The 24,583-nt window shown below is 39.0% G+C and carries 21 protein-coding genes; 14 read left to right on the top strand and 7 right to left on the bottom strand.

The features are described from left to right. Positions 1-17 precede the first annotated feature (17 nt). From BUC12_RS07690 to BUC12_RS07710, 5 genes are all read right to left on the bottom strand, one after another. Positions 18-1,376, bottom strand: coding sequence for an N-acetylmuramoyl-L-alanine amidase family protein (locus tag BUC12_RS07690; RefSeq protein ID WP_062184127.1), 1,359 nt, complete (start codon positions 1,374-1,376; stop codon positions 18-20). Positions 1,377-1,499: 123 nt separating this feature from the next. Continuing rightward, on the bottom strand, positions 1,500-2,507 hold the full coding sequence (locus tag BUC12_RS07695; protein WP_062184130.1) for a 2-hydroxyacid dehydrogenase: 1,008 nt from the start codon (positions 2,505-2,507) through the stop codon (positions 1,500-1,502). A 183-nt stretch (positions 2,508-2,690) separates the two neighbouring features. Then, the gene (rny, locus tag BUC12_RS07700) at positions 2,691-4,220 is read right to left on the bottom strand and encodes a ribonuclease Y (RefSeq protein WP_062184133.1); all 1,530 of its coding nucleotides are present in this window, start codon (positions 4,218-4,220) and stop codon (positions 2,691-2,693) included. Between the two features lie 160 nt (positions 4,221-4,380). After that, the gene (locus BUC12_RS07705) at positions 4,381-4,683 is read right to left on the bottom strand and encodes a cell division protein ZapA (protein ID WP_062184138.1); all 303 of its coding nucleotides are present in this window, start codon (positions 4,681-4,683) and stop codon (positions 4,381-4,383) included. Positions 4,684-4,696: 13 nt separating this feature from the next. After that, on the bottom strand, positions 4,697-4,993 hold the full coding sequence (locus BUC12_RS07710; RefSeq protein WP_062184141.1) for a hypothetical protein: 297 nt from the start codon (positions 4,991-4,993) through the stop codon (positions 4,697-4,699). A 142-nt stretch (positions 4,994-5,135) separates the two neighbouring features. On the opposite strand from BUC12_RS07710, the gene BUC12_RS07715 reads away from it, so the two are divergent. Beyond that, a complete protein-coding gene (locus BUC12_RS07715) occupies positions 5,136-5,648 on the top strand; it encodes a septal ring lytic transglycosylase RlpA family protein (RefSeq protein ID WP_062184144.1) in 513 nt (170 codons plus the stop codon). 64 nt (positions 5,649-5,712) lie between these two features. Beyond that, positions 5,713-8,640: a calcium-translocating P-type ATPase, PMCA-type gene (locus BUC12_RS07720; protein ID WP_062184148.1), complete on the top strand. Its 2,928-nt coding sequence runs from the start codon at positions 5,713-5,715 to the stop codon at positions 8,638-8,640. A gap of 67 nt (positions 8,641-8,707) precedes the next feature. Here the strand turns inward: BUC12_RS07720 and BUC12_RS20270 are convergent, their stop codons facing one another. Beyond that, positions 8,708-9,742, bottom strand: a complete 1,035-nt coding sequence (locus BUC12_RS20270; protein WP_062184151.1) for a helix-turn-helix domain-containing protein — start codon at positions 9,740-9,742, stop codon at positions 8,708-8,710. Between the two features lie 414 nt (positions 9,743-10,156). Continuing rightward, positions 10,157-11,935, bottom strand: coding sequence for a hypothetical protein (locus tag BUC12_RS07730; protein WP_062184154.1), 1,779 nt, complete (start codon positions 11,933-11,935; stop codon positions 10,157-10,159). Positions 11,936-12,615: 680 nt separating this feature from the next. Between BUC12_RS07730 and BUC12_RS07735 the strand changes: the two genes are divergently transcribed. From BUC12_RS07735 to BUC12_RS07790, 12 genes are all read left to right on the top strand, one after another. Further along, positions 12,616-13,338 carry a TorF family putative porin gene (locus BUC12_RS07735; protein WP_062184185.1) on the top strand — a complete coding sequence of 241 codons (723 nt, stop codon included), beginning with the start codon at positions 12,616-12,618 and terminating at the stop codon, positions 13,336-13,338. 35 nt (positions 13,339-13,373) lie between these two features. Further along, entirely contained in the window at positions 13,374-13,727 is a 354-nt protein-coding gene (locus BUC12_RS07740) for a P-II family nitrogen regulator (RefSeq protein WP_062184157.1), read from the top strand. Positions 13,728-13,784: 57 nt separating this feature from the next. Then, the gene (locus BUC12_RS07745; RefSeq protein WP_062184160.1) at positions 13,785-15,134 is read left to right on the top strand and encodes an ammonium transporter; all 1,350 of its coding nucleotides are present in this window, start codon (positions 13,785-13,787) and stop codon (positions 15,132-15,134) included. 690 nt (positions 15,135-15,824) lie between these two features. Next, a complete protein-coding gene (locus tag BUC12_RS07750; protein ID WP_139262028.1) occupies positions 15,825-16,685 on the top strand; it encodes a hypothetical protein in 861 nt (286 codons plus the stop codon). Positions 16,686-16,690: 5 nt separating this feature from the next. After that, positions 16,691-17,539, top strand: a complete 849-nt coding sequence (locus BUC12_RS07755) for a hypothetical protein (protein WP_139262029.1) — start codon at positions 16,691-16,693, stop codon at positions 17,537-17,539. 2 nt (positions 17,540-17,541) lie between these two features. Then, on the top strand, positions 17,542-18,381 hold the full coding sequence (locus BUC12_RS07760; RefSeq protein WP_062184170.1) for a hypothetical protein: 840 nt from the start codon (positions 17,542-17,544) through the stop codon (positions 18,379-18,381). A 708-nt stretch (positions 18,382-19,089) separates the two neighbouring features. Then, positions 19,090-19,905, top strand: a complete 816-nt coding sequence (locus BUC12_RS07765; RefSeq protein WP_062185308.1) for a hypothetical protein — start codon at positions 19,090-19,092, stop codon at positions 19,903-19,905. 10 nt (positions 19,906-19,915) lie between these two features. Further along, positions 19,916-20,650, top strand: coding sequence for a hypothetical protein (locus tag BUC12_RS07770; protein WP_062185304.1), 735 nt, complete (start codon positions 19,916-19,918; stop codon positions 20,648-20,650). A gap of 17 nt (positions 20,651-20,667) precedes the next feature. Then, complete coding sequence (locus BUC12_RS07775; RefSeq protein ID WP_062185300.1) at positions 20,668-21,420, top strand: hypothetical protein; 753 nt, start codon at positions 20,668-20,670, stop codon at positions 21,418-21,420. Positions 21,421-22,082: 662 nt separating this feature from the next. Beyond that, positions 22,083-22,835, top strand: coding sequence for a hypothetical protein (locus BUC12_RS07780; RefSeq protein ID WP_139262030.1), 753 nt, complete (start codon positions 22,083-22,085; stop codon positions 22,833-22,835). Positions 22,836-22,840: 5 nt separating this feature from the next. Next, positions 22,841-23,611 (top strand): hypothetical protein, encoded by a 771-nt coding sequence (locus tag BUC12_RS07785; RefSeq protein ID WP_062181918.1) that lies wholly within the window; start codon positions 22,841-22,843, stop codon positions 23,609-23,611. A 4-nt stretch (positions 23,612-23,615) separates the two neighbouring features. After that, complete coding sequence (locus BUC12_RS07790; protein WP_139262031.1) at positions 23,616-24,326, top strand: hypothetical protein; 711 nt, start codon at positions 23,616-23,618, stop codon at positions 24,324-24,326. The last annotated feature ends 257 nt before the right edge of the window (positions 24,327-24,583 follow it).

A 24,583-nucleotide genomic window follows, 5' to 3' on the forward strand; every position in this document is an offset into this window, starting at 1 on the left:
CAGTAAAAGTCAATACTTTATTTAACCCGAACATTGTCTCTGAAACGGACAATAAAAGCATCACTGAATTTCGGTTTAGCTTCTCTCAGCAAACGACCGGCTTCCGCTTCATCTGTTGTAGACCCATAAGTATATTTAAATACACCTCCGTCGACATAAGAATCGACAGGAGACAGGCCTTTAAATGCCGACGAATTTTTAGGCAGGTTTGATCCGGCTGTTAAAAATTGTACGCGATACTCTAACACTCCTGCCGCAATTTTTGTTTCGGCCTTAGTAGAAACTTTTGTCTCTGCTTTTTTCACAGGAGCTGCTTCCGTTTTTGCTGTATTCTTTTTGGGAGCCTCCGATGCTTTATTAGCCGATGGTTTGGGCTGGTTAGTCGCTGCTAATTTATTAACATCGTTATTTTTGGATATAAATGCGTTTTTAGAAGTGGTAGTCTCCGGCTTACTGTTAGTTGTATCCGGTGTTCCGGTTGAGGATACCGTAACCGGTACAGGTTCCGGATCCTTATTAACCTTACTTGGTTCTATTTTAGTTTGTGTTTCCTTCTTGGGTGTGTCTCTCTTAGGTGTTTCATCTGCAATCGCTACGCGCCCCTGTTTCTTATCAAAATCTTTTTTATATTTCTCCAATGCAGAATAAATAGCACTCGCCATAGACCTTTGTCCTAATGAAGATGTCAGATATTTAGCTTCTGCCGGATTATTTATAAATCCCAACTCGATCAACACACTGGGCATACCCGATTCTCTAAGTACCAAGAATCCTGCCTGAAGCACTCCCCTATCGACACGCTTTGCGACTTTCGAAAATCCACTTTGTACATGGGTCGCAAATTGTAAACTTTGTTCCATATACTTATCCGTCATGAATTCGAATATAATATTAGATTCGGGTGAATTCGGATCAAAGCCTTCGTATCTTTTATTATAATTATCTTCAAGAAGGATCACCGAGTTCTCTCGTTTCGCTACTGCCAAGTTTTCTTCGCTTCGGGCTAACCCCAGAATATAGGTATCTGCACCCGATGCAGTGGTTGTTTTTGCTGCTGTAGAATTGGTATGAATCGAAATAAATAAATTAGCCTTTGCTTTATTTGCTATTTCGGAGCGCTTATATAAATCGACAAAAACGTCCGTCTTACGGGTATATACCACTTTCACATCGCTCATATTCGCTTCGATAAGCCTTCCCAGAGCTAATGCCACACCGAGGTTTATTTCTTTTTCTTTGTATGTTCCCCGGACAGCCCCGCCATCTTTTCCTCCATGGCCGGCATCTATAACTACTACAAATTTATCTGCCGGAAATACTGAAAAATTTATACTTACGAGCAGCAATAAAGTACAAATTATAATTATTTTTTTCATATCAAGTCACTGAATACCTATCGACTTATTCTATTTTAGTACTAAAAAAATTAAGCAGAGAATCAGTACCTGCCTGATTATACTTACCTATATTATCCCTAATATAATATTAGATCCGCTGTTTTATTTACCTTGGAAAACAACTTCATTCTTCAATTCCTCACCCGAAAAGTAATCCGAAATATTTCCCATAGTCGTATGGGCAATATTAGACATAGCTTCCTCTGTAAAGAATGCCTGGTGCGATGTTACGATTACGTTATTGAACGACAGCAGACGTGCTAATACATCGTCTGTCAAAACACTGTCCGAACAGTCTTCATAGAAATATGCACCTTCTTCTTCATAAACATCGAGACCGGCATAACCTACCTTGCGGCTGATAAGCCCTTCTATCAAATGTTTTGTATGGATTAGTTTTCCACGTCCGGTATTAATAATCATTACACCATCTTTCATTTTGGCAATCGATTCTTCCGAAATCATATATTCGGTTTCTTTTGTCAATGGACAATGTAAAGTTATTACATCCGAATTGCGGTAAATCTCATCCAGAGTCACATATTTTATGTCATTCTTTTCGGCAAAAGCATTATCCGGATAAAGGTCATAAGCGAGAATATTCATACCTAAGCCTTTCAATACTCCGATAACCGTTCTACCTATCTTTCCTGTACCCACTACACCAACAGTTTTCTGGTTCATATCGAATCCCATAAATCCATTCAGCGAGAAATTCCAGTCACGGGTACGAAGAAATGCCCGATGAACTTTACGGTTCAGGCACAACATCAAAGCCAATGTATGCTCTGCAATCGCATGGGGCGAATATTCAGGCACACGCACCACCTTGATTTTTCCGGCAGCATATGCTATATCTACATTATTGAATCCGGCACAACGCAATGCAATCAGTTTTACTCCCATTTCACAGAGTTTATCAATTACATATTTGTCTACGTTTGCATTTACAAAGATACATACGGCATCCGAACCTCCGGCCAATACTACATTATGCCTGTCTAAATGTTCTTTATGGTAAATCAGCTCGAAACCATATTCCTCATTCACTCTGTTGAAAGTTTCCTGATCATAGGGCTTAGCATCAAAAACAGCTACTTTATATGCCATAATTTTTATATTATTGGTGATAAAACTTGATTATCTGTACAAAAATAAGAAAATATGCTTTAATCCTAAACTTTATAGAACAGATTACCTGCTCGAAAGTATATGAAAATATTTATGGGTTATCTACAAAACAAAGAGATTCCTACAAAAGGAACCTCTTTATTAGTATATTTATTTTAACTTTTATTTCGCAAAACTTACTGCTCTTGTTTCACGTATTACAGTAATTTTAACCTGACCGGGATATGTCATCTCATCCTGAATCCGTTTTGCTATTTCTGAAGACAGCTTTTCGGTTTCGACATCATCGACCTTGTCTGCTCCGACAATTACGCGAAGCTCGCGTCCTGCCTGAATAGCATACGTTTTCAATACACCCGGATAAGACATTGCCAATTGCTCAAGATCATTCAGACGCTTGATATATGCCTCTACAATCTCACGGCGTGCTCCCGGACGAGCTCCTGATATAGCATCACACACCTGAACAATAGGAGCCAGAAGACTGGTCATCTCTATTTCATCGTGGTGGGCACCTATTGCATTACAAATATCTGGTTTCTCTTTGTATTTCTCAGCCAGTTTCATACCCAGCAGTGCGTGTGGCAATTCGGGCTCATCGTCCGGCACTTTACCTATATCGTGTAATAATCCTGCACGTTTTGCCTTTTTCACATTCAAGCCAAGCTCTGCTGCCATAATAGCACATAGATTAGCTGTTTCGCGGGCATGTTGTAGTAAGTTCTGTCCGTATGACGAACGGTATTTCATTTTACCGATAAGGCGGATCATCTCAGGATGCAAACCATGTATACCTAAGTCGATAGCCGTACGTTTACCGGTTTCTATTATTTCTTCTTCGATTTGTTTTTTCACCTTCGATACAACCTCTTCGATTCTCGCAGGATGGATACGTCCGTCAGCCACCAGTTGGTGAAGTGCCAGACGGGCAATCTCGCGCCTTACAGGATCGAATCCCGAAATTACAATTGCTTCAGGGGTATCGTCTACTACAATTTCGACACCTGTAGCCGCTTCCAAAGCACGGATATTACGCCCTTCACGTCCGATAATACGTCCTTTAACTTCGTCCGATTCTATATGGAATACTGTGATGGCATTTTCGATAGCGGTTTCTGTTGCTACACGCTGAATAGATTGGATAACGATTTTCTTGGCTTCTTTATTAGCCGTCATTTTCGCTTCCTCCATTATTTCGCTGATGTATGACTGGGCATCTGTTTGCGCCTCGTCTTTCAAAGCTTCGATAAGTTTGTTTTTGATATCTTCGGCTGACAGCCCCGATAAAGCTTCAAGGCGTTCGACCTCTTGCTTGTGTAGTTTATCTAAATCCAGTTTTTTCTTCTCTATAATTTCGAGCTGACTATCCAGATTCTCTTTGATAGTATCCACTTCCGTTTTACGGCGTTGAGCTTCTTCTATCTTCTGGTTTAATGTCTGCTCACGCTGTTTTACCTTATTCTCGGCAACCTGCAACTTTGAGTTTCTGCTATTGACTTGTTTTTCGAACTCGGCCTTCATTTGAAGAGCCTGTTCTTTTACTTCGAGCAACTTATTTTTCTTTATTACTTCGGCATCCCGTTCAGCTTCTTCAATGCGGCGCTTTACGTTCGCATTCGTCACAAAATTGAGGACTAGCCAAGCGACTACTGCTCCAACGACCAGTCCGCCTATTACTAATATTATGTCCATATTGTTCTATTTAATTTCACATTTATAAAATACCATCTTTTGGTATTGTTTTGTTATCTCGAGTCAAACAATAAAAAAACTAATCAAAAGCGACCGGAACCAATGCCGATTACTTCCAATTAGTGCTTACTATTTTACTATTAATTATATTTTCCGAAAACTACCTGTTTTGTTTCAGATATACATCCAACTCATCGATCAGAGATTGTATCTTATCTTCAAAAAGCTTGTTTTTAGCCTCCAAAGCCTCCGTTTCCGACAAAGCCTGAATAGTTGTCATAGCCAGATAATCGCGGTCTAATAAACTCTTCGATTCGGCTCCGGCAAAATGAGACCTATATTGATTTGTTTTCTTCTCAATAGCAACTGCTGCATCCCTGAATTTTTTTTCGTCCTTACGGTGTATTTTCAACCGGTAAACCCTATCCAGAATACGCAACGTTATGACAAAATGCTCTTTCATTGCTTATTTGTTTTTAAATTTTCAACAATGCAATGCATTTATCAACCTCTTGCACTAACTTGGTCAACCTGTTCTTTGCCATCTCTATTCCTTCCATATCCGATCCGGAGAGTGTATTGGCAAACGTCAGATTATTGTATTTTTGACTCAACTGCTCTAACTCAGTATTCACACGAATTATCTCACTATTCTTCTCCTCCAATTGAGCTTTCAGATTCTGATTCTCAGACTTCAAGGAATCGCACAGATACATTAACTGGTGTAATCTGAATTCAAGATCAGCGAGCAATTTTTCATGCTTTTCTGTCATAAAATAATTAAATCAACACAAAAATACGGATTATTGCGAATAATCAAAAAAAAATGCTGTTTCTTTTTGTATTAAGAATATTTATCTACCAAACATTCGTTAAATATTTTATCTTTGCCTCGTACAAAGTCAAAAAATAACGATGAGAACAATTCTATTTGTATTCTTATTCCTGTTTTTTAGCTCTGCGTTTATGTTTTCGCAAAACAAAAAAAAGCCGGAAACCGGTGCCGCAACTTATTATGCACGTAAGTTTCATAACAGACGTACTGCCAGCGGAGAAATTTATAATAGGGAAGAATTGGTATGTGCACACAAAAAATATCCCTTCGGGACGCTGCTTAGGGTAAAAAACACTGACAACAATAAAGAAGTTATTGTTAAAGTTATAGACAGAGGACCTCATATCAAGAGCAGGGTCATAGACCTGTCTTTCGCTGCTGCCTCGGCTATAGATATGGTCAGAAAAGGTGTGGTGAATGTAGAAATAACAGAATATATCAAGGCGGAACCCCTTCTGAAAAAGATTGAAAGTATTGGAGTCCTGACATTGCAGAATCTGGCCCAGCTATCGGAAATAAGGGAGCAGTTGGATACAGAATTGAAACTCAATCCTTACCACACTAAAAGCCACAAATACCAAACGCTCAAATAACACAAATCATTACCATGCCTACACTAAACTGTATAACATTTAATTTTTATCGTTATTAAATTTTATGGAATCAAAACACCATTACACCGGTTTAACCGATGACCAAGTCAAAGAGAGTCGCCTAAAGCATGGCGAGAACATCTTGACTCCCCCTGAAAAAGAACCATTGTGGAAGCTTTTTCTCGAAAAATTCGAAGATCCCATTATTCGTATTTTACTTATAGCAGCATTCATCTCTTTAGGGATCGCTATTGTAAATCATGTGACCGGAAAGGGACTTCATTACGAAGAAACAATTGGTGTTTTCTGTGCTATATTTTTAGCTACGGGTGTTGCCTTTTGGTTCGAAGTTGATGCTAACAAAAAGTTCGATGTGCTGAACCAAGTCAACGACGACGACCTAATAATGGTAATCCGCAATAACAATGTTTGCCAGGTTCCGAAGCGTGAAATTGTTGTAGGTGATATCGTACTGCTTGAAATAGGAAACGAAGTGCCTGCCGACGGAGAGTTACTCGATGCGGTAACCATGCAAATGGATGAGTCGTGCCTTACCGGAGAACCGAGTATCGACAAAACAACTGATCCGAACGAGTTCGAAGAAGGGGTAACTTATCCATCCAACTGGGTTTTGCGTGGAACGAAAGTTATCAACGGACACGGAACTATGCGTGTAAGTAAGGTAGGTGATGCGACCGAATTCGGGCAAGTTGCCGAAAAAGCAGCCGAAATGGTTGAAGGCGAAACACCTTTGAACCGTCAGCTCGACTCTCTTGCTAAGTTTATCGGAGTAGTAGGTATGGTTCTGGCCGCACTTACTTTTTCGGTACTATTCATTAAGGATATATTTCTGGGGACCAACGACTATTCTTTAGGTCAATTAGGTTTAGTCGGCGCTGTTATTATAGGGGGTATTGTTGCACTTATCAAAGTATGGATGCCTATTCTTTACGATGCATACGACCTGATGGGTAAAGATAAAGAAATGCCCGCCAGTGTTGAAAACGGCGGCTGGCTTAAATGGATCGGTATCGGCGCGATAACCTTTGCTGTTCTGGCCGGTGTAGGATTTCTATTCGGAGTGAATCCTCTGCTACCCGAATCGTGGGTATCGTTGGAAACGGCAGGGCACATCCTTCAATACTTCATGGTAGCAGTAACCTTGGTAGTGGTTGCCGTACCCGAAGGATTACCGATGAGTGTAACCCTTAGCCTTGCCTTAAGTATGCGCCGCATGCTTAAAGCGAACAACCTTGTACGTAAAATGCACGCCTGCGAAACAATGGGTGCCACTACTGTTATTTGTACTGATAAAACGGGTACATTGACTCAAAACCAAATGCAGGTTGCACAAACTAATTTTTATGGGTTGAACGAGCAATCAATCGATGACAGCGATGCCTGTAAAATGGTTGTAGAAAATATTGCAACAAACTCTACTGCCTTCCTTGATTTTTCTGACCCTGCGAAAGCCAAAGCTTTAGGTAACCCTACCGAAGGGGCTTTACTTCTATGGCTAAACAGTAAAAACATCAACTATCTGACAGAGAGAGAAAACACACCGATTGTAGAACAACTACCCTTCTCTACCGAACGTAAATACATGGCAACAATCGTAAGATCGAATGCTTTGGGCGGCGGAAAGAAAATTGTATATATAAAAGGTGCTCCCGAAATTGTTTTGGCCAAATGTTCTCATATACAAACATCGACAAAAAATGTTCCTCGAGAAGATATGCAAAAGCAGATCGAAGAGCAATTGCTCCAATACCAGAATCAGGCTATGCGTACTTTAGGTTTCGCATACCAGATTGTGGACGATAATACATCTATCGATTCTCTTTCCAACGATTTAATATTTCAGGGTATTACCGCGATATCCGATCCTGTCCGTCCGGACGTTCCGGATGCGGTTAATGACTGTTTGAATGCCGGAATCGGTGTGAAAATTGTTACAGGCGACACATATGCTACCGCCCGTGAAATTGGCCGTCAGATCGGAATCTGGAAGGATTCGGAAGATTCGGATCTGAATATTATAACCGGACCCGACTTCGAAGCATTGTCTGACGAAGAAGCCTTGAAGAGAGTGACACACCTCAAAATAATGTGTCGTGCACGTCCTACGGACAAGCAACGATTGGTTTCGCTATTGAAACAATCAGGTGAAATTGTGGCCGTAACAGGTGATGGAACAAATGATGCTCCGGCCCTTAACCATGCCGATGTAGGCCTTTCGATGGGATCGGGAACTTCGGTTGCTAAAGAAGCCAGTGATATTACCCTGCTCGACGATTCATTCAGCAGTATTGCTACAGCTGTAATGTGGGGACGTTCTTTGTATAAAAACATACAACGGTTCATCTTATTCCAACTCACGATTAATGTGGCTGCATTACTTCTTGTATTCTTAGGATCGATATTCGGTCACGAGCTTCCTCTGACTGTAACACAAATGCTTTGGGTCAATCTGATCATGGATACATTTGCTGCAGGAGCATTAGCTTCATTGCCTCCTAATCCGAACGTAATGAAAGAGAAACCGAGAAAAAATACGGACTTTATCATATCTCCTCCAATGCGTAAACATATTCTCTTTACCGGAATTTTGTTTGTAATCGTATTGATGGGTATGTTATTCTACTTCAACAACCCGGTTAATCTGGATTCATTCTTTGGCTATGTTGATGGAGACAAGTTCAAGTATTTCCTTTCGTACTTCTTTACAGTGTTCGTGATCCTTCAATTCTGGAACATGTTTAACGCAAAAGCTTTCGGCACAGGTAAATCTGCTTTCGCCGGCATGGGGCAAAGCCTCGGCTTTATCTCGGTAGCATGTATCATTCTGGTAGGTCAGATACTTATCGTTACATTTGGTGGAGATGTATTCCGTACTGTTCCTTTACAAATCAAAGATTGGCTGATCATACTTGGGGTTACATCTGTAGTTCTTTGGGTTGGCGAGTTTTTCAGATTATTCAGCAAAAAATAAATCAAGAAAATCATAGAATAAAAACGAGATTGTCAGATGGCAATCTCGTTTTTGTTTCATCCTTTATTTAGTTTTTATCGGATTCCAGCTTTTTAATATACTCTGACGGGGTAATACCTTCGGTCTGTTTAAATACTTTATTAAATGTAGACTGATGCTTAAAACCCGAAGATGTATAAATGTGTCTCATCGTATATTTATTGTGATAGTCATCCTGTAGCATATTCTTAACTTTATTGACCCTGTGTGTATTTATAAACACATTAAAATTGACTCCCTCTTTTATTTTTATAGCTTTAGAAATATACGTTACATTGGTATTGAGAACTATAGCTAATTGGGATATGGTAAATTCTGAATCGCAATAAGGTTTCGTTTTTTCAAAATAGCGTATTATATTCTGATATATTTTGTCATACTTTTCTTTGTCTGTCTCCTTTCCCTCTTCTATGACCTGATGCTCCTGAATATGGACAGGTTCTGTATTTACTAGCTCTTTTATTCTTATCTGATAAATCTTATTCATATAATACGAGAAAAAGAACACCAGATACAAGCAACTCAATATAGTCATCATATTAACTATAAGCAATTGCTTCCGGGTGCATACTAAAGTAAATCTCTCTGGAACCATGGGGACTACAACGAATATCATACAAATAAAGAACAGCACATATATACACCAATATATGGTAGTACGGTTTGTAAAAAATAATCCGGAAGCGAGAAGAAGCAATAGATACCAAAAAAACGCCGTAACCCGTCCTATTTGCCAAAACAGTGTCACCATTGGAAACAGGGCTATCGATATAAATATAAAATATATCGGAATCAACGAACGTATCGATTCATATTTTAACCTATACGGTATAAAAAACAAGAACAAATGAAACATAGTATAGAAGCCTGTAAGATAGTTAAGCGGCTCTATATTCTCATAAAAATACAAGACAGTAAATGAGAAAAGAATAACTATAATAGAACAAACATATTTAAAGCAAACTTCCTTTAGTAATTCGTTCGAAACAGAATATACCTCAAAAAGCCTGCCATCTTCGGGCTCCGACAATAAGTGTTTTATTTTATTTACAAAATGTTTCATCCACTAGCAGTTCTATTATGTGAGGTGAAAAATATTTATGAATGCTCTCTAATCGCTATAAAAAAATCTTCCCCTGAACTTTTTCAGTAAAGAAATTAAGTTCTAGGGAAGTTTAATATTCTCAGTAAAAAATATACTCGTTTAATTCTATACGCTTATTTTCTTTTAAGAAGGAATAACGTCTATATTTTTTCATCTATCCTATTTTTTATCGGGTCTAGCTTTTGGTTAGGTATAGAAATTCATCGAAATACAATTAATCAAAAATCACAGACTAACCTAAAAGCAAACGAAACAAATAAAAAAATATGAATACACAAAATTAAACAGATTCTTTTAGCTATAATTTTAACATTTATAAGACAAGAGATTGTTAATTAACTTTTTTTCAAATACTAGCAGAATGAAATATCATCAATGCGGGTTTATCCCACTGATTGCGGCTTTCTTTACAGCCCATGCCACAGCATTCAATTCTAAAGCCGCATTATACACTAATTGATTATAACCTGTAGATGTACCCGGACCATACGATTTTGATCTGGGGAATCCCGAATTGGTATACAATGCCGGCCAACCATCTGATCCCATATATGTATAAGTAGAAGCTACACTATCTCCAATGTAGAAGAAGTTTTTACCTTCATTATACCACACAATAGAATAAGCTGTATCTACGGGACTTGACAATGATGATTTTTTCGCTGAAGCGGCGGTACAAACCTGTACAGAGTTAGGAGGCAGTGAAGTCATAATAACTGAGCCTGACGATGCATTATCCTCTCCCCAATATTTTCCGGACAGATTACCAAAGGGGCCATTTATAACCGGATCACCCGGACTTACAGCAATCAGATACACATCATCATCTCCATCTGTTACTTGAGCCTGGGCTGTAGCCATGTTAAATACACCGCTCATTAGAATATTTACGGCAGATGCTGTATTATCAGAAGATCCGTATATTACGCATCCACCTTTGTTAATATAGTTAATCAATGCACTGGTAATTTCTGCCGTAGGTGCTGCTCCATAAGCAAAGTACAAAACCACATCAGGCTGCTTTCCTCCATATCCGTTATTAAGATAACCTGCTGCTGTACCAACAGCAGCCGTAGACCATAATTGGGTAAATGATTCTATCTTTACAGTACCACCTGTACCAAAACTGACCCCGCCGTTAGTTAGAGCATTGATACGATGATCACTGGCCCAAGAGTAGTCACCGGTTCCAATAATAGCATAAGTCATAGCCGGCAATGTCATAGGGATAGTAACCGAACACGTATTGCTTCCTTCGGGTGTATTGGCATTGATAGTCATTTCAAAGTTGGTATTAACAGTAGGCGTACCTGTTCCAACCAATGTAACCTGAGTATTTCCTGCAACGGTAAAATTTCCGGAAGCACTAAAGCTGATGCCATTAATTTTAGGAGTAGTTATCAAATAAGACCCTGGTGTAGTTACACTTACATTTAACGTTACTGTTTGTCCGGTCAGAGCCGTACCTTTCAGATACTTTCCGTTTGCCAGGGCACTGGAACAATTCAATGCATATATGGCAACCGCCGACCCTACTGTAATTGTCGGTGTACATCCTGTTTCCAAGGTTATGCCATCAAAAGAAAGAATATCTGTCCCTACATTTACAGGCTTACCCTGACAAGGAATATTTATCTGTTGCAGGCCTGTTTCGAGAACTACTGATGAAAAGAAGAAGTTGTATCCATTCCCTGTTGTTACAGAAATAGTATATGATCCGGCTTTTTGTACATCAACTACGAGCGATAAGTAATGGCTTGCATCTACAGACACTCCTTCAATATAGTTTCCATATACTGTAATATTCGAACAAAGCAGAGGTTTAAATTCTGCTTTACCCATAGCGCCACAGACACTCTTCCATTCGGTTTCGTTTATATTCCAGAAATTATAACAATCCTCGTCTGTGTTAAATACAAGAATACTGTTCACTTCCTTTTTCTCAGCGTCCGACATCCCCGTCAGAATAGCATCTCTTTCGTCTTGGGTTACTCTCGGAATCATTATTCCTTTACTTTTATCCGTAGAAAGTGTTGTCGCGTCCAATACTGTTTTCGGGTGGGGCGTTTCGGTATTTATCCCTACTTGAGCATTAAGTAATGTGATTGATATAAACAACCAAGCAAAAAAAACAATTAATCTTTTTTTCATAAAAAATATACAATGTTGACTTTACTAAAAAATCTAGTTTTACAGAATATTACAAAAATTTACTTACAAGCTTAATTGATTGTTGCAAACCAAGGTATTGCCTCAACATATTTACACATATTATTATTCATACCAAGTTATTATAAAAGAGACTGTGAATCATTATAATTGATGTTACAAACGTATATAAACCATTTTATATGTCAAAAATTTAAAAGTTGGAAACAGATGCTTTTTTCAAAATATCAAATTCAACTCATTGCATTCTCTTGCACACTCAAACAGCACAAAATCAAATACTAAAATAAGTGAAATACGCAATATCGCTTATCAATATATTTTTAAGAAAAGGAGATAGAAGATAAAAAACAGCCCACCTAACACCCTATTATAGCATACGACATAAACAGACACATGCGCAGCTTTTCATCCTAAGCAAATAGATACTAAAATAGAATACATTAAATCATTTAGAGATATTTATACAACAAACACAATCATTAAGAAACAAATACAGCCAAACACAAACTTTTTAACAAAATTATTTTATGAAATATTTTCATATAAAAAACAAATAACATACATTTGCATAAAAATAAGTCATTTTGATAACTTATTTTAAATTAAACTTTCAAAAAGACAGTATAATTAATATATTAACATCTTTAAGCACAATTAAAATGAAAAACAAAAAGGCTGTTTTAGGTTTGGTTATTTTATTTATTCTATCAGTTGGGAAAACGTCTGCACAACCAGATTCCCCAGTTAGTGTTAATTTATCAGGCGACCTCGTCAGTAGCTATGTCTGGCGAGGTTTTAAACAAGCAGGAGCTAGTGTACAACCTGCTTTATCTGTGTCAGCCAAAGGTTTTACATTAGGTGCATGGGGTTCGACAGATATTGCCGGAAACGATAAGAAAGAGGTCGACTTCTATCTGTCTTATGCCGCTTCGGGATTCGCCTTAACAGTTACTGATTACTGGTGGGATGGCGAAGGAGCACACAGGTATTTCAGCGGTCCCAACGATGGTTATACAGGACATTCTCTCGAAACAAGTCTGGCGTATACCTTTCCTCAATCTTTTCCTTTAAGTATTGCATGGAATACATTTGTTCTTGGCAAGGGTAATAAAAAAGCAAATGGCGACAATGCATTTTCTACCTATGTCGAAGTAGCATATCCCTTTTCTGTTCAAGGAGTCGATTTCAAAGTCGCCACAGGTTTTACACCTTGGGAGAGCCCTATTTATCCTACCGACAAGTTCAAATTCACATCTATTCAGGTAGGAGCATCCAAAGTAGTCCAGATTAACGACCGTTTCAGTGTTCCTGTTTTCGCTAATATTATAGCCAATCCGGCACAAGAAGATATACATTTTGTATTTGGGATCACTATCCGGTAACTTTTTGTAATTCATAAACTAAAAATAAAATCCGTATGAAAAAAATCGAAGCTATTATCCGCAAATCGAAATTTAATGAAGTACGCAAGGCTCTGCACGAAGCAGATATTGACTTCCTTTCGTGGTGGGATGTTAAAGGTCAGGGTGATGCCAAACAAGGCCTCATATTCAGAGGAATCGCTTACGATATTAATGCTATCGACCGTATTTATATCTCTTTTGTGGTAAGGAATATAAATGTAGAAAAATCGATCAAGGCAATTCTGGATTCTGCCTATACCGGCGAAAGTGGTGATGGACGAATATTCGTTTCCAGTATCGAACAGTCTATCCGTATCCGCACAGGAGATCATGGAGATGAATCGCTTTACAACAAGGACGAAGAATAAAATTCCGTAAAATATCAAGTTATCATATCCATTTTTAGAAAAATACAATTAGTTATTATGAAAAAAAGACTCGCTAAATATATCGCCTTAGGCGGCTTATTACTGTGTTCGCCCCTATTGGCTGCACAAGAAGTTATTACGGAAACTGCACCTACTTTAAATTCGGGTAACACAGCATGGATTATTGTTGCTACTGTACTGGTACTGATGATGACTATACCGGGACTGGCATTCTTTTACGGAGGACTTGTCCGTCAAAAAAACGTACTGAGTATTATGATGCAATGTCTTATACTGACAGCCGTTATCAGCATCGAATGGGTTATTATTGGTTATAGCTGGGTTTTCGGTACCGGATTTATGGACGGCAGTAGTTTAGGTGCTATCATAGGTGGGCTCGACAAAGTCTTTTTACGGGGAATTACGCTCGACACATTGACAGCCGGAGACATTCCCGAGTTGCTTTTTGCTATGTTTCAGTGTATGTTTGCAGTTATCACGCCCGCTCTTATTATCGGTGCATTTGCCGAAAGGATAAAATTTTCGGGATTCTTACTATTTTCGGTACTATGGGCTCTGTTCATCTATAACCCAATGGCACACTGGGTGTGGGGCGGCGGTTGGATGCAACAAATGGGAGCTATAGACTTTGCCGGAGGTACTGTAGTACATATCAATGCCGGTATTTCGGCTCTGGTTATGGCTATTATGATCGGGCGGCGCAAAGGCTACCGTACTACAGGTCATCCTGTTACACCTCACAACATTCCGTTTGTAGTAATAGGCACTTCTTTGCTTTGGTTGGGCTGGATCGGATTCAATGCCGGTAGCGGACTCGCTGCCGACGGATTAGCTGCCAATGCATTGCTAGTAACACATTTTGCGACTGCGGCTGCCGCCGTTACATGGATGTCACTGGAATGGATTATCAATAAAAAACCAACCATAGTTGGCATTTGTACAGGAGCTGTAGCTGGTTTGGTAGCCATCACACCGGCAGCAGGCACAGCTGATGTATTCGGTGCATTATTTATAGGACTTATAGCTTCAGCCATCTGTTATATTATGGTTGCTTATGTTAAACCTAAATTGAAATATGACGATTCTCTGGATGCATTTGGTGTACACGGTATAGGTGGACTCGTCGGAGCTATTCTTACTGGAGTATTTGCTACCCAATTTATTACCGGAGCAGAAGGTGTGCAAGGTGCGTTATATGGCGACTGGCACCAGCTTTGGATACAGGTTATTGCTAGTGCTGCATCAATAGCATATAGTGCTGTAGGTACAATTATCTTATTCTTTATTGTAAATAAGACTGTTGGGCTAAAAGTCACTAAAGAAGAAGAAGCAATCGGACTGGATATTTCTCAACATGGTGAGATCGCTTATAGTGAAGATGAATAAAGCTGATGCGGAAATTACGTTTATGATCATTTCGCATTATTAAAATATCCGCTTTGGTGTTAATATAGCGAATTTTAAGTTAATCAGCTGGGGCAGCGTGCAAGTGATTGTACGCTGCCTGTTTTTTTAGATCTCTTTACCTGAAATTAATTAAAAGGATGCCACAATTAAAATAAATTCCTATATTTGCCACATCAAACAACCCTTTACAAATAAGGAATGACCGATATTTTCACACATAAAAACATCAATAACAATCTGAATTTTAACAATTTGGATTTGTATTTGTGTGCTGAAATATTAGAGAGAGAGAGAGAGAGAGAGAGAGAGAGAGAGAGAGAGAGAGAGAGAGAGACGCATCACTTGCGTTAACTAAACAGAATTTTTCTAAAATACAAATTTTTCTATTGTGTCAAAACGACGGGACATTTTTTTATGCCTTCGTTTACATCGTCATATATATCCATTTTCTAATAAGTTGGCTGGGCAGACTGTGTCCGGTAGCATCATTGTTGTTTTGTTGTCGTTCGAATACTATTGCGGATAACAGATCATGCTTTGGTCAACTGACTTATGCAGCAGGGTGCAGTAGATGCACTTTGCTGCTTTATTTTACACAAAACAAACAACTCTTTATAAAAACAACAAGGGAGCCTATGGCCCTAAAAACAACAACTCAAGTAAATGATAATGAAAAAGAAAGCTCTTTTACTACTGGGCATATTCTCCTTCGGGGTTATCTATGCCCAAGTAGGAATAAACACACAAAGTCCGTTGGGTATCTTTCATGTAGATCCGCTGTCGAATACCAATACTGTCGGCACAGTAAATGTTACGGACGATGTTATAATTAATCAAGCAGGAAACATCGGAGTAGGACAATTACCGCGAACAGATGTCAAAATTAATCTTTCGGATGGAGGGACCGTCAGTAATTACAAACCGGTTTTTCAGTTACAGGATGGCAATGAAGGTATCGGTAAACTATTAGTCTCTGATGCTTCAGGTAATGCAACATGGAAGAACTACATGGATTTCGGATTGACTATCGGTAAGTTCGGAGCCGGAATTTATTTTTCGCCTGATCCTACTTTGGTAAACTCTACTTACGGTATAACGGCCAGGGCATCGAACAATGGAGTGAAAACAACCGGACAAATTACTTTAGGAAAAGGCCTCTGGTGGGTAAGATGTAGTCTGTATGTTTCGGCTATAGCGACTACTATAGATGGAAGACAGATATGGGCACGTACAACTTTAGCGGACGATTCTTCTTTTGGCATAGCTGGAGGAATGGCCTATCAGATGTCCACTGATTTGTTGACAAATCATACTTTGGCATCTACATTACTATGGCTATATGGATCATGTGGAGTCATTTACGGATCTTTCCTTTTAGATAACAGGTCTATGGCTGCGTCTTCGAAAACGTATTATTTAGTGATCGGCTGGATAGACTCCTATGACGGAGCAACGCCTCAGACTATTTTAAGAACAGGGTTAAGCACTTCGGGCGAAAACTCTATTTATGCATACCGTGTAGAAGAATGATTATTATGAGAAACAGAATATATATATACTTGGTTTTTACTTTTTGCCTATCTGTACTAAGTAAGACATATTCGCAGGGAATAGGTATTAACTTGTCGAATAAAGTTAGTGGTATGATGCTGCATATTGATGGGGCGAATGATAATTCGACTACTCCATCAACAGCTCAGGCTCAGAATGATGTGGTTATAACTAATGCCGGACGAGTTGGAATTGGAACTACATCTCCGGGTACCCGGCTTCACATCAAATCGGCGGCATCACAGGCAGCTATTCGTATTGACGATGGTTCACAGAAAGATGGATATGCCCTTTATTCATCATTAGATGGAACTTCGCAATGGTATCCGTACGGAACTTATACCCTTAAGCAAATAAATCTTGGAACACAGCTTTCTTTTACGGTGGCTCAAGCTCAGGCTGCTACCGGCTCTATGCTGAATGCTAACATTCCGGTCTCTTTAGATCCCGGTATCTGGATGATCGATGTACAAATGCTTGTCTTTAGAAATACGGCTACCGGAACCAACAGTACAACCTTTAACAACAGGGCTTGGTTTAAACTTGGCTTAAGCGACTCTGCCTCTACATGGGGAATATCATCCGACCACATACCCAATACGGCTTACCTGATTTGCGACTTTTTGTATAGTGTAAATGCTTCCTATAATATGCTGTCGGGGGTATTTTTTATAAACAATAAGACAAAAGCTTCAAAGACCTATTATCTCTGGTATGGCGGTTTAAGTATCTATGGCACTATACCGACAGCTACCCAGTACAAACTAGGAGGAACGGGTAATGAGTCTATTGTTACAGCAACCTATTTAGGAACAAATTATAACAGCAATTGATTATGAATATTGTAAGTCTTAAAAATACCGTAACAGGCTGCTTGGTCTGTTTATCGGGCTTGTGCTCGTTTGCCCAGATAGGAATCAATACCGAAGTACCACAAGCTCTTTTGCATATAGATCCTTTAGGAAACAACAATGCTTCGGGAGCGCCAACCGATTCACAAGCATTAGATGATGTAGTGATAACATCAGCCGGAAATATGGGAATAGGTACTATTTCTCCTAAACGGAAGTTACATATAGTAACCGGAGGAACCGAAACCTCGCCACAGGTTGGCCTGCGTTTAGAAGATGGCGATCAGGGATTGAACAAAGTATTGATTTCGGATGTGAATGGAATTGGTACTTGGAAAAACGCTCCGACTCCTTCGGCTTTGGTCGCTTATCGTAACCCCAGTGCCCCGGGTATAGCAACCAATGTTGGGGCATTTTATAATACAGGCAGCTATATTGACCTTCCTCCCGGCAAATGGTATGTAACGGTTAATACTTTGCTGGTAGGTACTAGCGGGCTTCCGGCCGCAACAACTATTCAGGATAAGCAATTTTGCCATGCCTCATTTACCGAAAGTTCATCTATGGGTACAGCTTTGGCGGCCGCTAACATATCCGCAGATGTGAAGGATGCAAAACAAATAGCAAAGCTTATTACCAAACGCACATATAATGTATTGGTTGGTAGTTTTATAATAATAAATACAACAACCGCAACCAAACGCTATTACTATATGTTCGGGGCATTAGTCCAGATAAGCACCAGTCAAGGGAATGGAACTTTTACGAATGTAGCAGGTACAGCTAATGCTGAGAATACAATGGTAGGAATACAGTTTCAATAAAGAAGCTTCCAAATAGAATTTAAAAGAGAAGAACCGTTTTTTTATAATAATTGCGATTCTTCTCTTTTAAATTGAAAACACTATAAAATACAAGGTTAATTGTGAATTTTTGTATTTATAAAAACAATTCCTATATTTGATCCACCAAACAACCCTTTACAAATAAGGAATGAACTATATTTTCACACATAAAAACGTCAACAAGTCTCTAAATTTTAACAGTTTAGATTTGGCTTTGTGTGCTGAAATATTAGAGAGAGAGAGAGAGAGAGAGAGAGAGAGAGAGAGAGAGAGACGCATCACAGGGCGTTAACTAAACAAAAAATTCTATTGCGTCAAAATAACGGGACATTTTTTTATGTCTTCGTTCGCTTCGTTATATATATCCATTTTCAAATTATAAGTTGGCTCGGTAAGCTGTACCGGGTAGAGTCATTGTTGTTTTGTTGTCGTTCGAATACTATTTCGGATAACAGTTTATGTTTTGGCCAACTAATCCATGCAGCAAGGTGCAGTGTATGCACTTTGCTGCTTTATTTTCAAATGGTTAATAGCATTTTAAACACAAAGGCGCAAAGATACAAAGGGTTTACACAAAGGTTCCTTGCAAGGGTAAGGCTCTGCTTTATCTCCAAAAAGTTATTATCGGCAGAACTCTGCTACTACAACGAATACATTCAAAAACAATCACTCTTAATAAAAACAACAATGAAAAAAAAGATTCTTTTACTGATGGGAGTATTCTCATTAGGTATACTCAATGCACAGGTAGGAATAAACACCCTGAATCCGTTTGGAATATTCCATGTCGATTCTAAAGGGAATACCGGAGGAACAGCATCTTCACCGTCTAACGACTCGGATGACGTTATTGTTACTAATGAAGGAAAAGTCGGTATAGGCACTGCTGCTCCTACAGAGAAACTAGATGTGAGGGGCAAAATACGCATTGCAGATGGAACCCAAAGCGATGGTTATGTACTGAAATCGGATGCTTCCGGCAATGCATATTGGGGACCTACAACAGGGCGCAGTTTAGTAGTTGCGAATGAAGCCGATGATTCTTCGGGAAAACTGCAAAACGTATTTACTAATTTATCATCCAACATCGCTAACTATTTTTGTATTTATGGGGGACAAACTAAATATACGGGAGTTTCGCTCACATTAGGTGAAGGTACCTGGCAGGTAATTTATAATGCCACTTTCGGCGGGAGAAAGAAGACGGGAGCGACAGAAGAACTCCCTCCGGCTAATCTGATCTGGTATCTATCAACTTCCCAGACCATACTAAGCCCGAGTACAATTGTCGGTAAAAGGTTTAGTTCATCGGGTCTCGAACAATCTAAAGTCTATAATAACAATCAAATATACATGCCTACTACAGGGTTATTTGTTCTTGAGAATACAACTCTTTCACCTCAAACATTCTACGTACATGTTGAGTGTCTCAATATTCCGGCTACAGATTCCCTAAGATATACAGGCGAAGCCCGGATGTGGGCATTACCTGTCACCAAATAAAATAATCGCAATGAAACACATATATATCACAATATTGATTTTTTCGATAGCCAATAGCTTATTCGGTCAAGTCGGAATAAACATAATGGATAACTCAGCAAAAGGAGTTTTCCATATTGATCCTAAAGGGGACACTAACGGAACCTCGAATACTTCGGATGATATTGTCGTATTAGCCAATGGTAGTGTGGGCTTAGGAACTATTACCCCTACACAAACACTGGATATTAATGCAGAAGGGCAATCCATTCGTATAGATGACGGAACGGCAACAAAAAATTTCATGCTTACATCCGATAATAACGGTGTTGGAACATGGAAGCCGAAGAACATCGGCAACCGGATTGAGGGTTCTATTAATGCTCTAAATCAAACAAATGGACTCGGAGCCGCTTCTTTTAAATATTCGGGAGCTTATATCACCATTCCTCCTGGACAGTGGGAAGTTCATTTTGTTTGTACGCATACTAATCTTTCGGCATACAGTTATTGTATATGGTGGGATCTGGATGATTCGGATACTACTAAAAACTCTACTGCTGTAGGAGGAAGGGTTCTTAGTTATATGGCTGTATCAGGGAGTTTAGTACAAACATCTGCTATGTATTTTGTAGATAATGATACCTCCACCGATAAAACATATTACTTATGGGGAAACATCCTTATAATACCATCTACAATAACAGGAGATTATATTAAGTATTATGGAAATGCCTTATTGTGGGCGATACCGGTAAATAGTTAAACAAATAATTATCTAAAATGAAAAAAACAGTAATAATCTTCTGTTATATTATATGTTATAGCTTTAATATAAGTTATGCCCAGATAGGTATATTTACAGAAACACCATTCGGTATATTTAATATAGACGCAGGTAGCGACAATGTCGAAACAGCTAATACAAACCGTTTCAACAACGATATTGTCATAACTAATGATGGTGCAATTGTAATTGGCAATACCACACCGGCTACTAATACTAGATTGGATATTAACGGAACTTTCAGGCTGAATGACAACTATCAAATGCCTGATAAAGTTTTAGTTACAAAAGATGTCGCAGGTACTGCGAATTGGGCCATAGAACCATATCCTCAATTATACATTGAACCCGAACTGAGTTCTATTTTATCTCCATTCAGGGTAACCAACAGCCGTAAATATAGCGGTGTAAATATTACAGTACCGGGAGGTGCTTATGAGATAACCTTTGTTACAGCTTTTAAGAATCCGGTAATAGGGAAAATAGCGAATATCGAATGTGACCTTTCCGAATCGTCAACTGCTTTTGGCAGTCTGGGACAGGTTTGCAGCTCTGCTTCTATCAGTACAACCAATGCTATAACTTATGCTACGATAGCAGCAGTATATGCAGTTCCGTATTCTACTACGGCGCGAACATTTTATATCTGGCTCAGGGCGGTAGGAGATTTATCTTCTTCCGATTATTTAGAATATGATGTAAGTAATACCGAGTCTTACATCTGGGCTGTAGCAGTGGGTGGAAATTAATACAAACAATAAAAAACGGAATATAATCCATAGAAAATTCTCTTTACCAAATTAACATTATGTCATCCGATAATCCCCTTAGCATAATCACATTTATGGGGATATAAACAGAAAAAGCAGGAAAAACTTCATTTTAGATTATTTCCTGCTTTTTTGTTAAATTTTTGCTAAAATAAAAACATTCGTTATATTTGTCGTGCAAAAACAATTCTTCGTGAACACTTGATGACAAATATTTTCACACATAAATACTTCAAAAACGATTTAAATTTTAACAGTTTAGATTTGGCTTTGTGTACTGAAATATTAGAGAGAGAGAGAGAGAGAGAGAGAGAGAGAGAGACGCACACGTATAAATGATATAACAAATAATTTGATTTTTTTAGTTGCAGGTTATTATATTTTCTTCTTATTGTGTTTTATTTACACAATATATTTTTATATAAATACATCTCTAATCATATATATCAATTTGACTAAATGTAGGCAGGGCAAACCGGACCGGACAAAATCATTGTTGTTTTGTTGTCGTTCGAATTTTAGTCCTGAACAAGGTTTGTCTAACTGCCAACTTATTTATGCGGCAGGATGCAGTGATTGCATCTTTCCGCTTTTCCGGACAACTCATAAACAACATAAAACAACAACTCAAACAAGTAACAATGAAAAAGAAAATTCTTTTGCTGATGGGTATATTCTCTTTCGGGATAATCAATGCACAGGTAGGGATAAATACGAATACCCCACAAGGTGTCCTTCATATCGACGGGCAGGGCAACACTTCAGGAACGAGCAATGTGTCAGATGATGTGTTAATTAATACTAGCGGTAATATTGGTCTCGGAACATTGAGCCCTACTGCCAAGATACATTCGGTAGGCAGTTCGACGCTTGCTCCTATGCGAATCACGGATACGAAACAAGGAACAAACTATATTCTGGTATCAGACAATGCCGGTAATGCCTCGTGGATGGAAAAGCCTGTTCCGGGAGGGGTCATATATAACTTGACAGGCTCTGCTAAAACCACTTATGCATATAATACTTATACTTTGGTAAAGGCAATGCCTATATCCGAAACGGGTAATTATATGATTTCTCTTAGATGGTGGGGAACCTCCGCTTCTGTAGCTGCAACTAATCTGGTCTGCGCTGTATTTTATGCTACTACGTCGGCTAATACAACTAATAGTTGGACTGCCGACCAAGCTAATCTTAAAGATCAAGCCGAGTACTGTGCCAATACTATGGCCGGAGCATATACATGTTTTAGTTCCACCCTATTTGCTAAGGCAACTAAAGGCCAGTATATCAAATTGTATATTCGTGTATCCGCCGGAGGAGCTTGGACTATCGGATCAGCGAGTACCACACAACCTTTATGGAACCCCAGTATTGTCATGTTTAGAGTATAAAAATAATGAAGAAATATATATTACTATTACTTGCATCCGTGCAAGTAGGACTCGTATCGGAGTCATTTGCACAAATAGGGATTAATACTGAGTCCCCCCAACAGATTTTTCATATAGATGCAGCCAGAAATACGTCCGGCACCACCAGCGTATCTGACGATATTGTGGTTGACAGCAACGGGAATGTGGGAGTGGGAGTCATATCTCCAAAAGCGAAGCTTCATATCGTTACCAACGATGTCCCTTTAAAGCTTCAGGATGGTACTCAGGGATCTAAGAAAATGTTGTACAGTAAAGATGCCAATGGCAACTTGTCATGGACAGACCAACCTGCCTCCTCTGCTACTTTTTATTACCTGAACACAGGGCAAAGAAATCTGCCTAATGCAACCCGTACTTTATTAATTTCCATACCGGTAACAGAAGCAAGTAATTACCTGATGTTTATTCGCTGGTGGGGTAGCTGTACAACTTATTACACCGGAAATAAAAATATCAGTGCATATATCTACCTGACATATGCCACTACTACAGCAGCTTCAGACTATGGTTCCCAACTTGATGGTGTAGAACACTATGTGAGTTATTCTGTCGCTAATAGCTATTTTAGCTTTACGACCAGTCTGTATGGGAAAGTAAGTGCATCAACCGGATATCTCAAGCTATGGATAAATCCCTCAACTCCTGCTTCTACTGCCGGAACATTTAACTGGGTTATCGGTGCAATTAATAACGGAACGGTCTTTAACCCGAGTTTAATTGTATTCAAAATTTAATCAGATGAAAAGAATAATTATATTATCAGGCATATGTTTATGCTTCATACTGCCTGCAACTTCACAAGTAGGCATCAATACACAATCTCCAACGGGAATATTGCATATTGACCCTCAGGCAAACAGTGCTACAGTTACTACTGATGATGTAGTAGTTACAACAGCCGGAAATGTTGGACTAGGAACCATAAGTCCTCAGGCTAAATTACATTTGAATGTATCTTCGTCCGAAACAGCTTTAAGAATAGAAGATGGTAACGAGAAAGCCGACCGGGTACTTGTATCTGCCGACGCAACAGGTGGCGCCACATGGGGTGCTATCAAAGGTAGTGGTGGTGAGACTTTCACTTCTACTGTTGCACAGTCTTTTACAACCTCCGGAGGAACACTTTATATTACCGGAACTACGACCCGCTATAACGTTACGGGTGAAGGCCCTTACCTCGTGTATTTACGTTGGTGGGGTAAATCTGCAACTGTATCAAGCAGTAGAACTCAAGCCTATATCCGGCTACTAAAAAACGGAACCATAGTAGATACTGTACAATATTATATTGCAACAGAGGCTAATACCGCTTTTTCGCTAACAGTGGCGCTTATGGCTAATTGTGTACCGGGTGATTACCTTGAAATAACAATAACTCCCGGAGCAACATGGACATCCGCAGTTAGTCCTGTTTATACAAGACCCTCCGTTACATTTTTCTTGATGTAACAGGGCCTTTACATACAAAAACTAAAAGGTTGGAAGATAGTCTTTCGACCTTTTTTTGCAAAAACCAAAACATTCTGTATATTTGCCACACCAAACAACCCTTTACCAATAAGGAATGACCAATATTTTCACACATAAAAACATAAACAGCCCTCTAAATTTTAACAGTTTAGATTTGCCTTTGTGTGCTGAAATATTAGAGAGAGACGCATTACCCCGCGTTAACTAAACAAAATTTTCTATTGTGTCAAAATAAC

Source organism: Indolivaga macrotermitis (genome assembly GCF_900128985.1).
GTDB classification, from domain to species: Bacteria; Bacteroidota; Bacteroidia; order Bacteroidales; family Dysgonomonadaceae; genus Dysgonomonas_A; species Dysgonomonas_A macrotermitis.

What these genes read in the sequence shown, in the direction of transcription:
- BUC12_RS07690 (WP_062184127.1), bottom strand. Translation starts at nt 1,376, where the DNA reads ATGAAAAAAATAATTATAATTTGTACTTTATTGCTGCTCGTAAGTATA.
- BUC12_RS07695 (WP_062184130.1), bottom strand. Translation starts at nt 2,507, where the DNA reads ATGGCATATAAAGTAGCTGTTTTTGATGCTAAGCCCTATGATCAGGAA.
- rny (WP_062184133.1), bottom strand. Translation starts at nt 4,220, where the DNA reads ATGGACATAATATTAGTAATAGGCGGACTGGTCGTTGGAGCAGTAGTC.
- BUC12_RS07705 (WP_062184138.1), bottom strand. Translation starts at nt 4,683, where the DNA reads ATGAAAGAGCATTTTGTCATAACGTTGCGTATTCTGGATAGGGTTTAC.
- BUC12_RS07710 (WP_062184141.1), bottom strand. Translation starts at nt 4,993, where the DNA reads ATGACAGAAAAGCATGAAAAATTGCTCGCTGATCTTGAATTCAGATTA.
- BUC12_RS07715 (WP_062184144.1), top strand. Translation starts at nt 5,136, where the DNA reads ATGAGAACAATTCTATTTGTATTCTTATTCCTGTTTTTTAGCTCTGCG.
- BUC12_RS07720 (WP_062184148.1), top strand. Translation starts at nt 5,713, where the DNA reads ATGGAATCAAAACACCATTACACCGGTTTAACCGATGACCAAGTCAAA.
- BUC12_RS20270 (WP_062184151.1), bottom strand. Translation starts at nt 9,742, where the DNA reads ATGAAACATTTTGTAAATAAAATAAAACACTTATTGTCGGAGCCCGAA.
- BUC12_RS07730 (WP_062184154.1), bottom strand. Translation starts at nt 11,935, where the DNA reads ATGAAAAAAAGATTAATTGTTTTTTTTGCTTGGTTGTTTATATCAATC.
- BUC12_RS07735 (WP_062184185.1), top strand. Translation starts at nt 12,616, where the DNA reads ATGAAAAACAAAAAGGCTGTTTTAGGTTTGGTTATTTTATTTATTCTA.
- BUC12_RS07740 (WP_062184157.1), top strand. Translation starts at nt 13,374, where the DNA reads ATGAAAAAAATCGAAGCTATTATCCGCAAATCGAAATTTAATGAAGTA.
- BUC12_RS07745 (WP_062184160.1), top strand. Translation starts at nt 13,785, where the DNA reads ATGAAAAAAAGACTCGCTAAATATATCGCCTTAGGCGGCTTATTACTG.
- BUC12_RS07750 (WP_139262028.1), top strand. Translation starts at nt 15,825, where the DNA reads ATGAAAAAGAAAGCTCTTTTACTACTGGGCATATTCTCCTTCGGGGTT.
- BUC12_RS07755 (WP_139262029.1), top strand. Translation starts at nt 16,691, where the DNA reads ATGAGAAACAGAATATATATATACTTGGTTTTTACTTTTTGCCTATCT.
- BUC12_RS07760 (WP_062184170.1), top strand. Translation starts at nt 17,542, where the DNA reads ATGAATATTGTAAGTCTTAAAAATACCGTAACAGGCTGCTTGGTCTGT.
- BUC12_RS07765 (WP_062185308.1), top strand. Translation starts at nt 19,090, where the DNA reads ATGAAAAAAAAGATTCTTTTACTGATGGGAGTATTCTCATTAGGTATA.
- BUC12_RS07770 (WP_062185304.1), top strand. Translation starts at nt 19,916, where the DNA reads ATGAAACACATATATATCACAATATTGATTTTTTCGATAGCCAATAGC.
- BUC12_RS07775 (WP_062185300.1), top strand. Translation starts at nt 20,668, where the DNA reads ATGAAAAAAACAGTAATAATCTTCTGTTATATTATATGTTATAGCTTT.
- BUC12_RS07780 (WP_139262030.1), top strand. Translation starts at nt 22,083, where the DNA reads ATGAAAAAGAAAATTCTTTTGCTGATGGGTATATTCTCTTTCGGGATA.
- BUC12_RS07785 (WP_062181918.1), top strand. Translation starts at nt 22,841, where the DNA reads ATGAAGAAATATATATTACTATTACTTGCATCCGTGCAAGTAGGACTC.
- BUC12_RS07790 (WP_139262031.1), top strand. Translation starts at nt 23,616, where the DNA reads ATGAAAAGAATAATTATATTATCAGGCATATGTTTATGCTTCATACTG.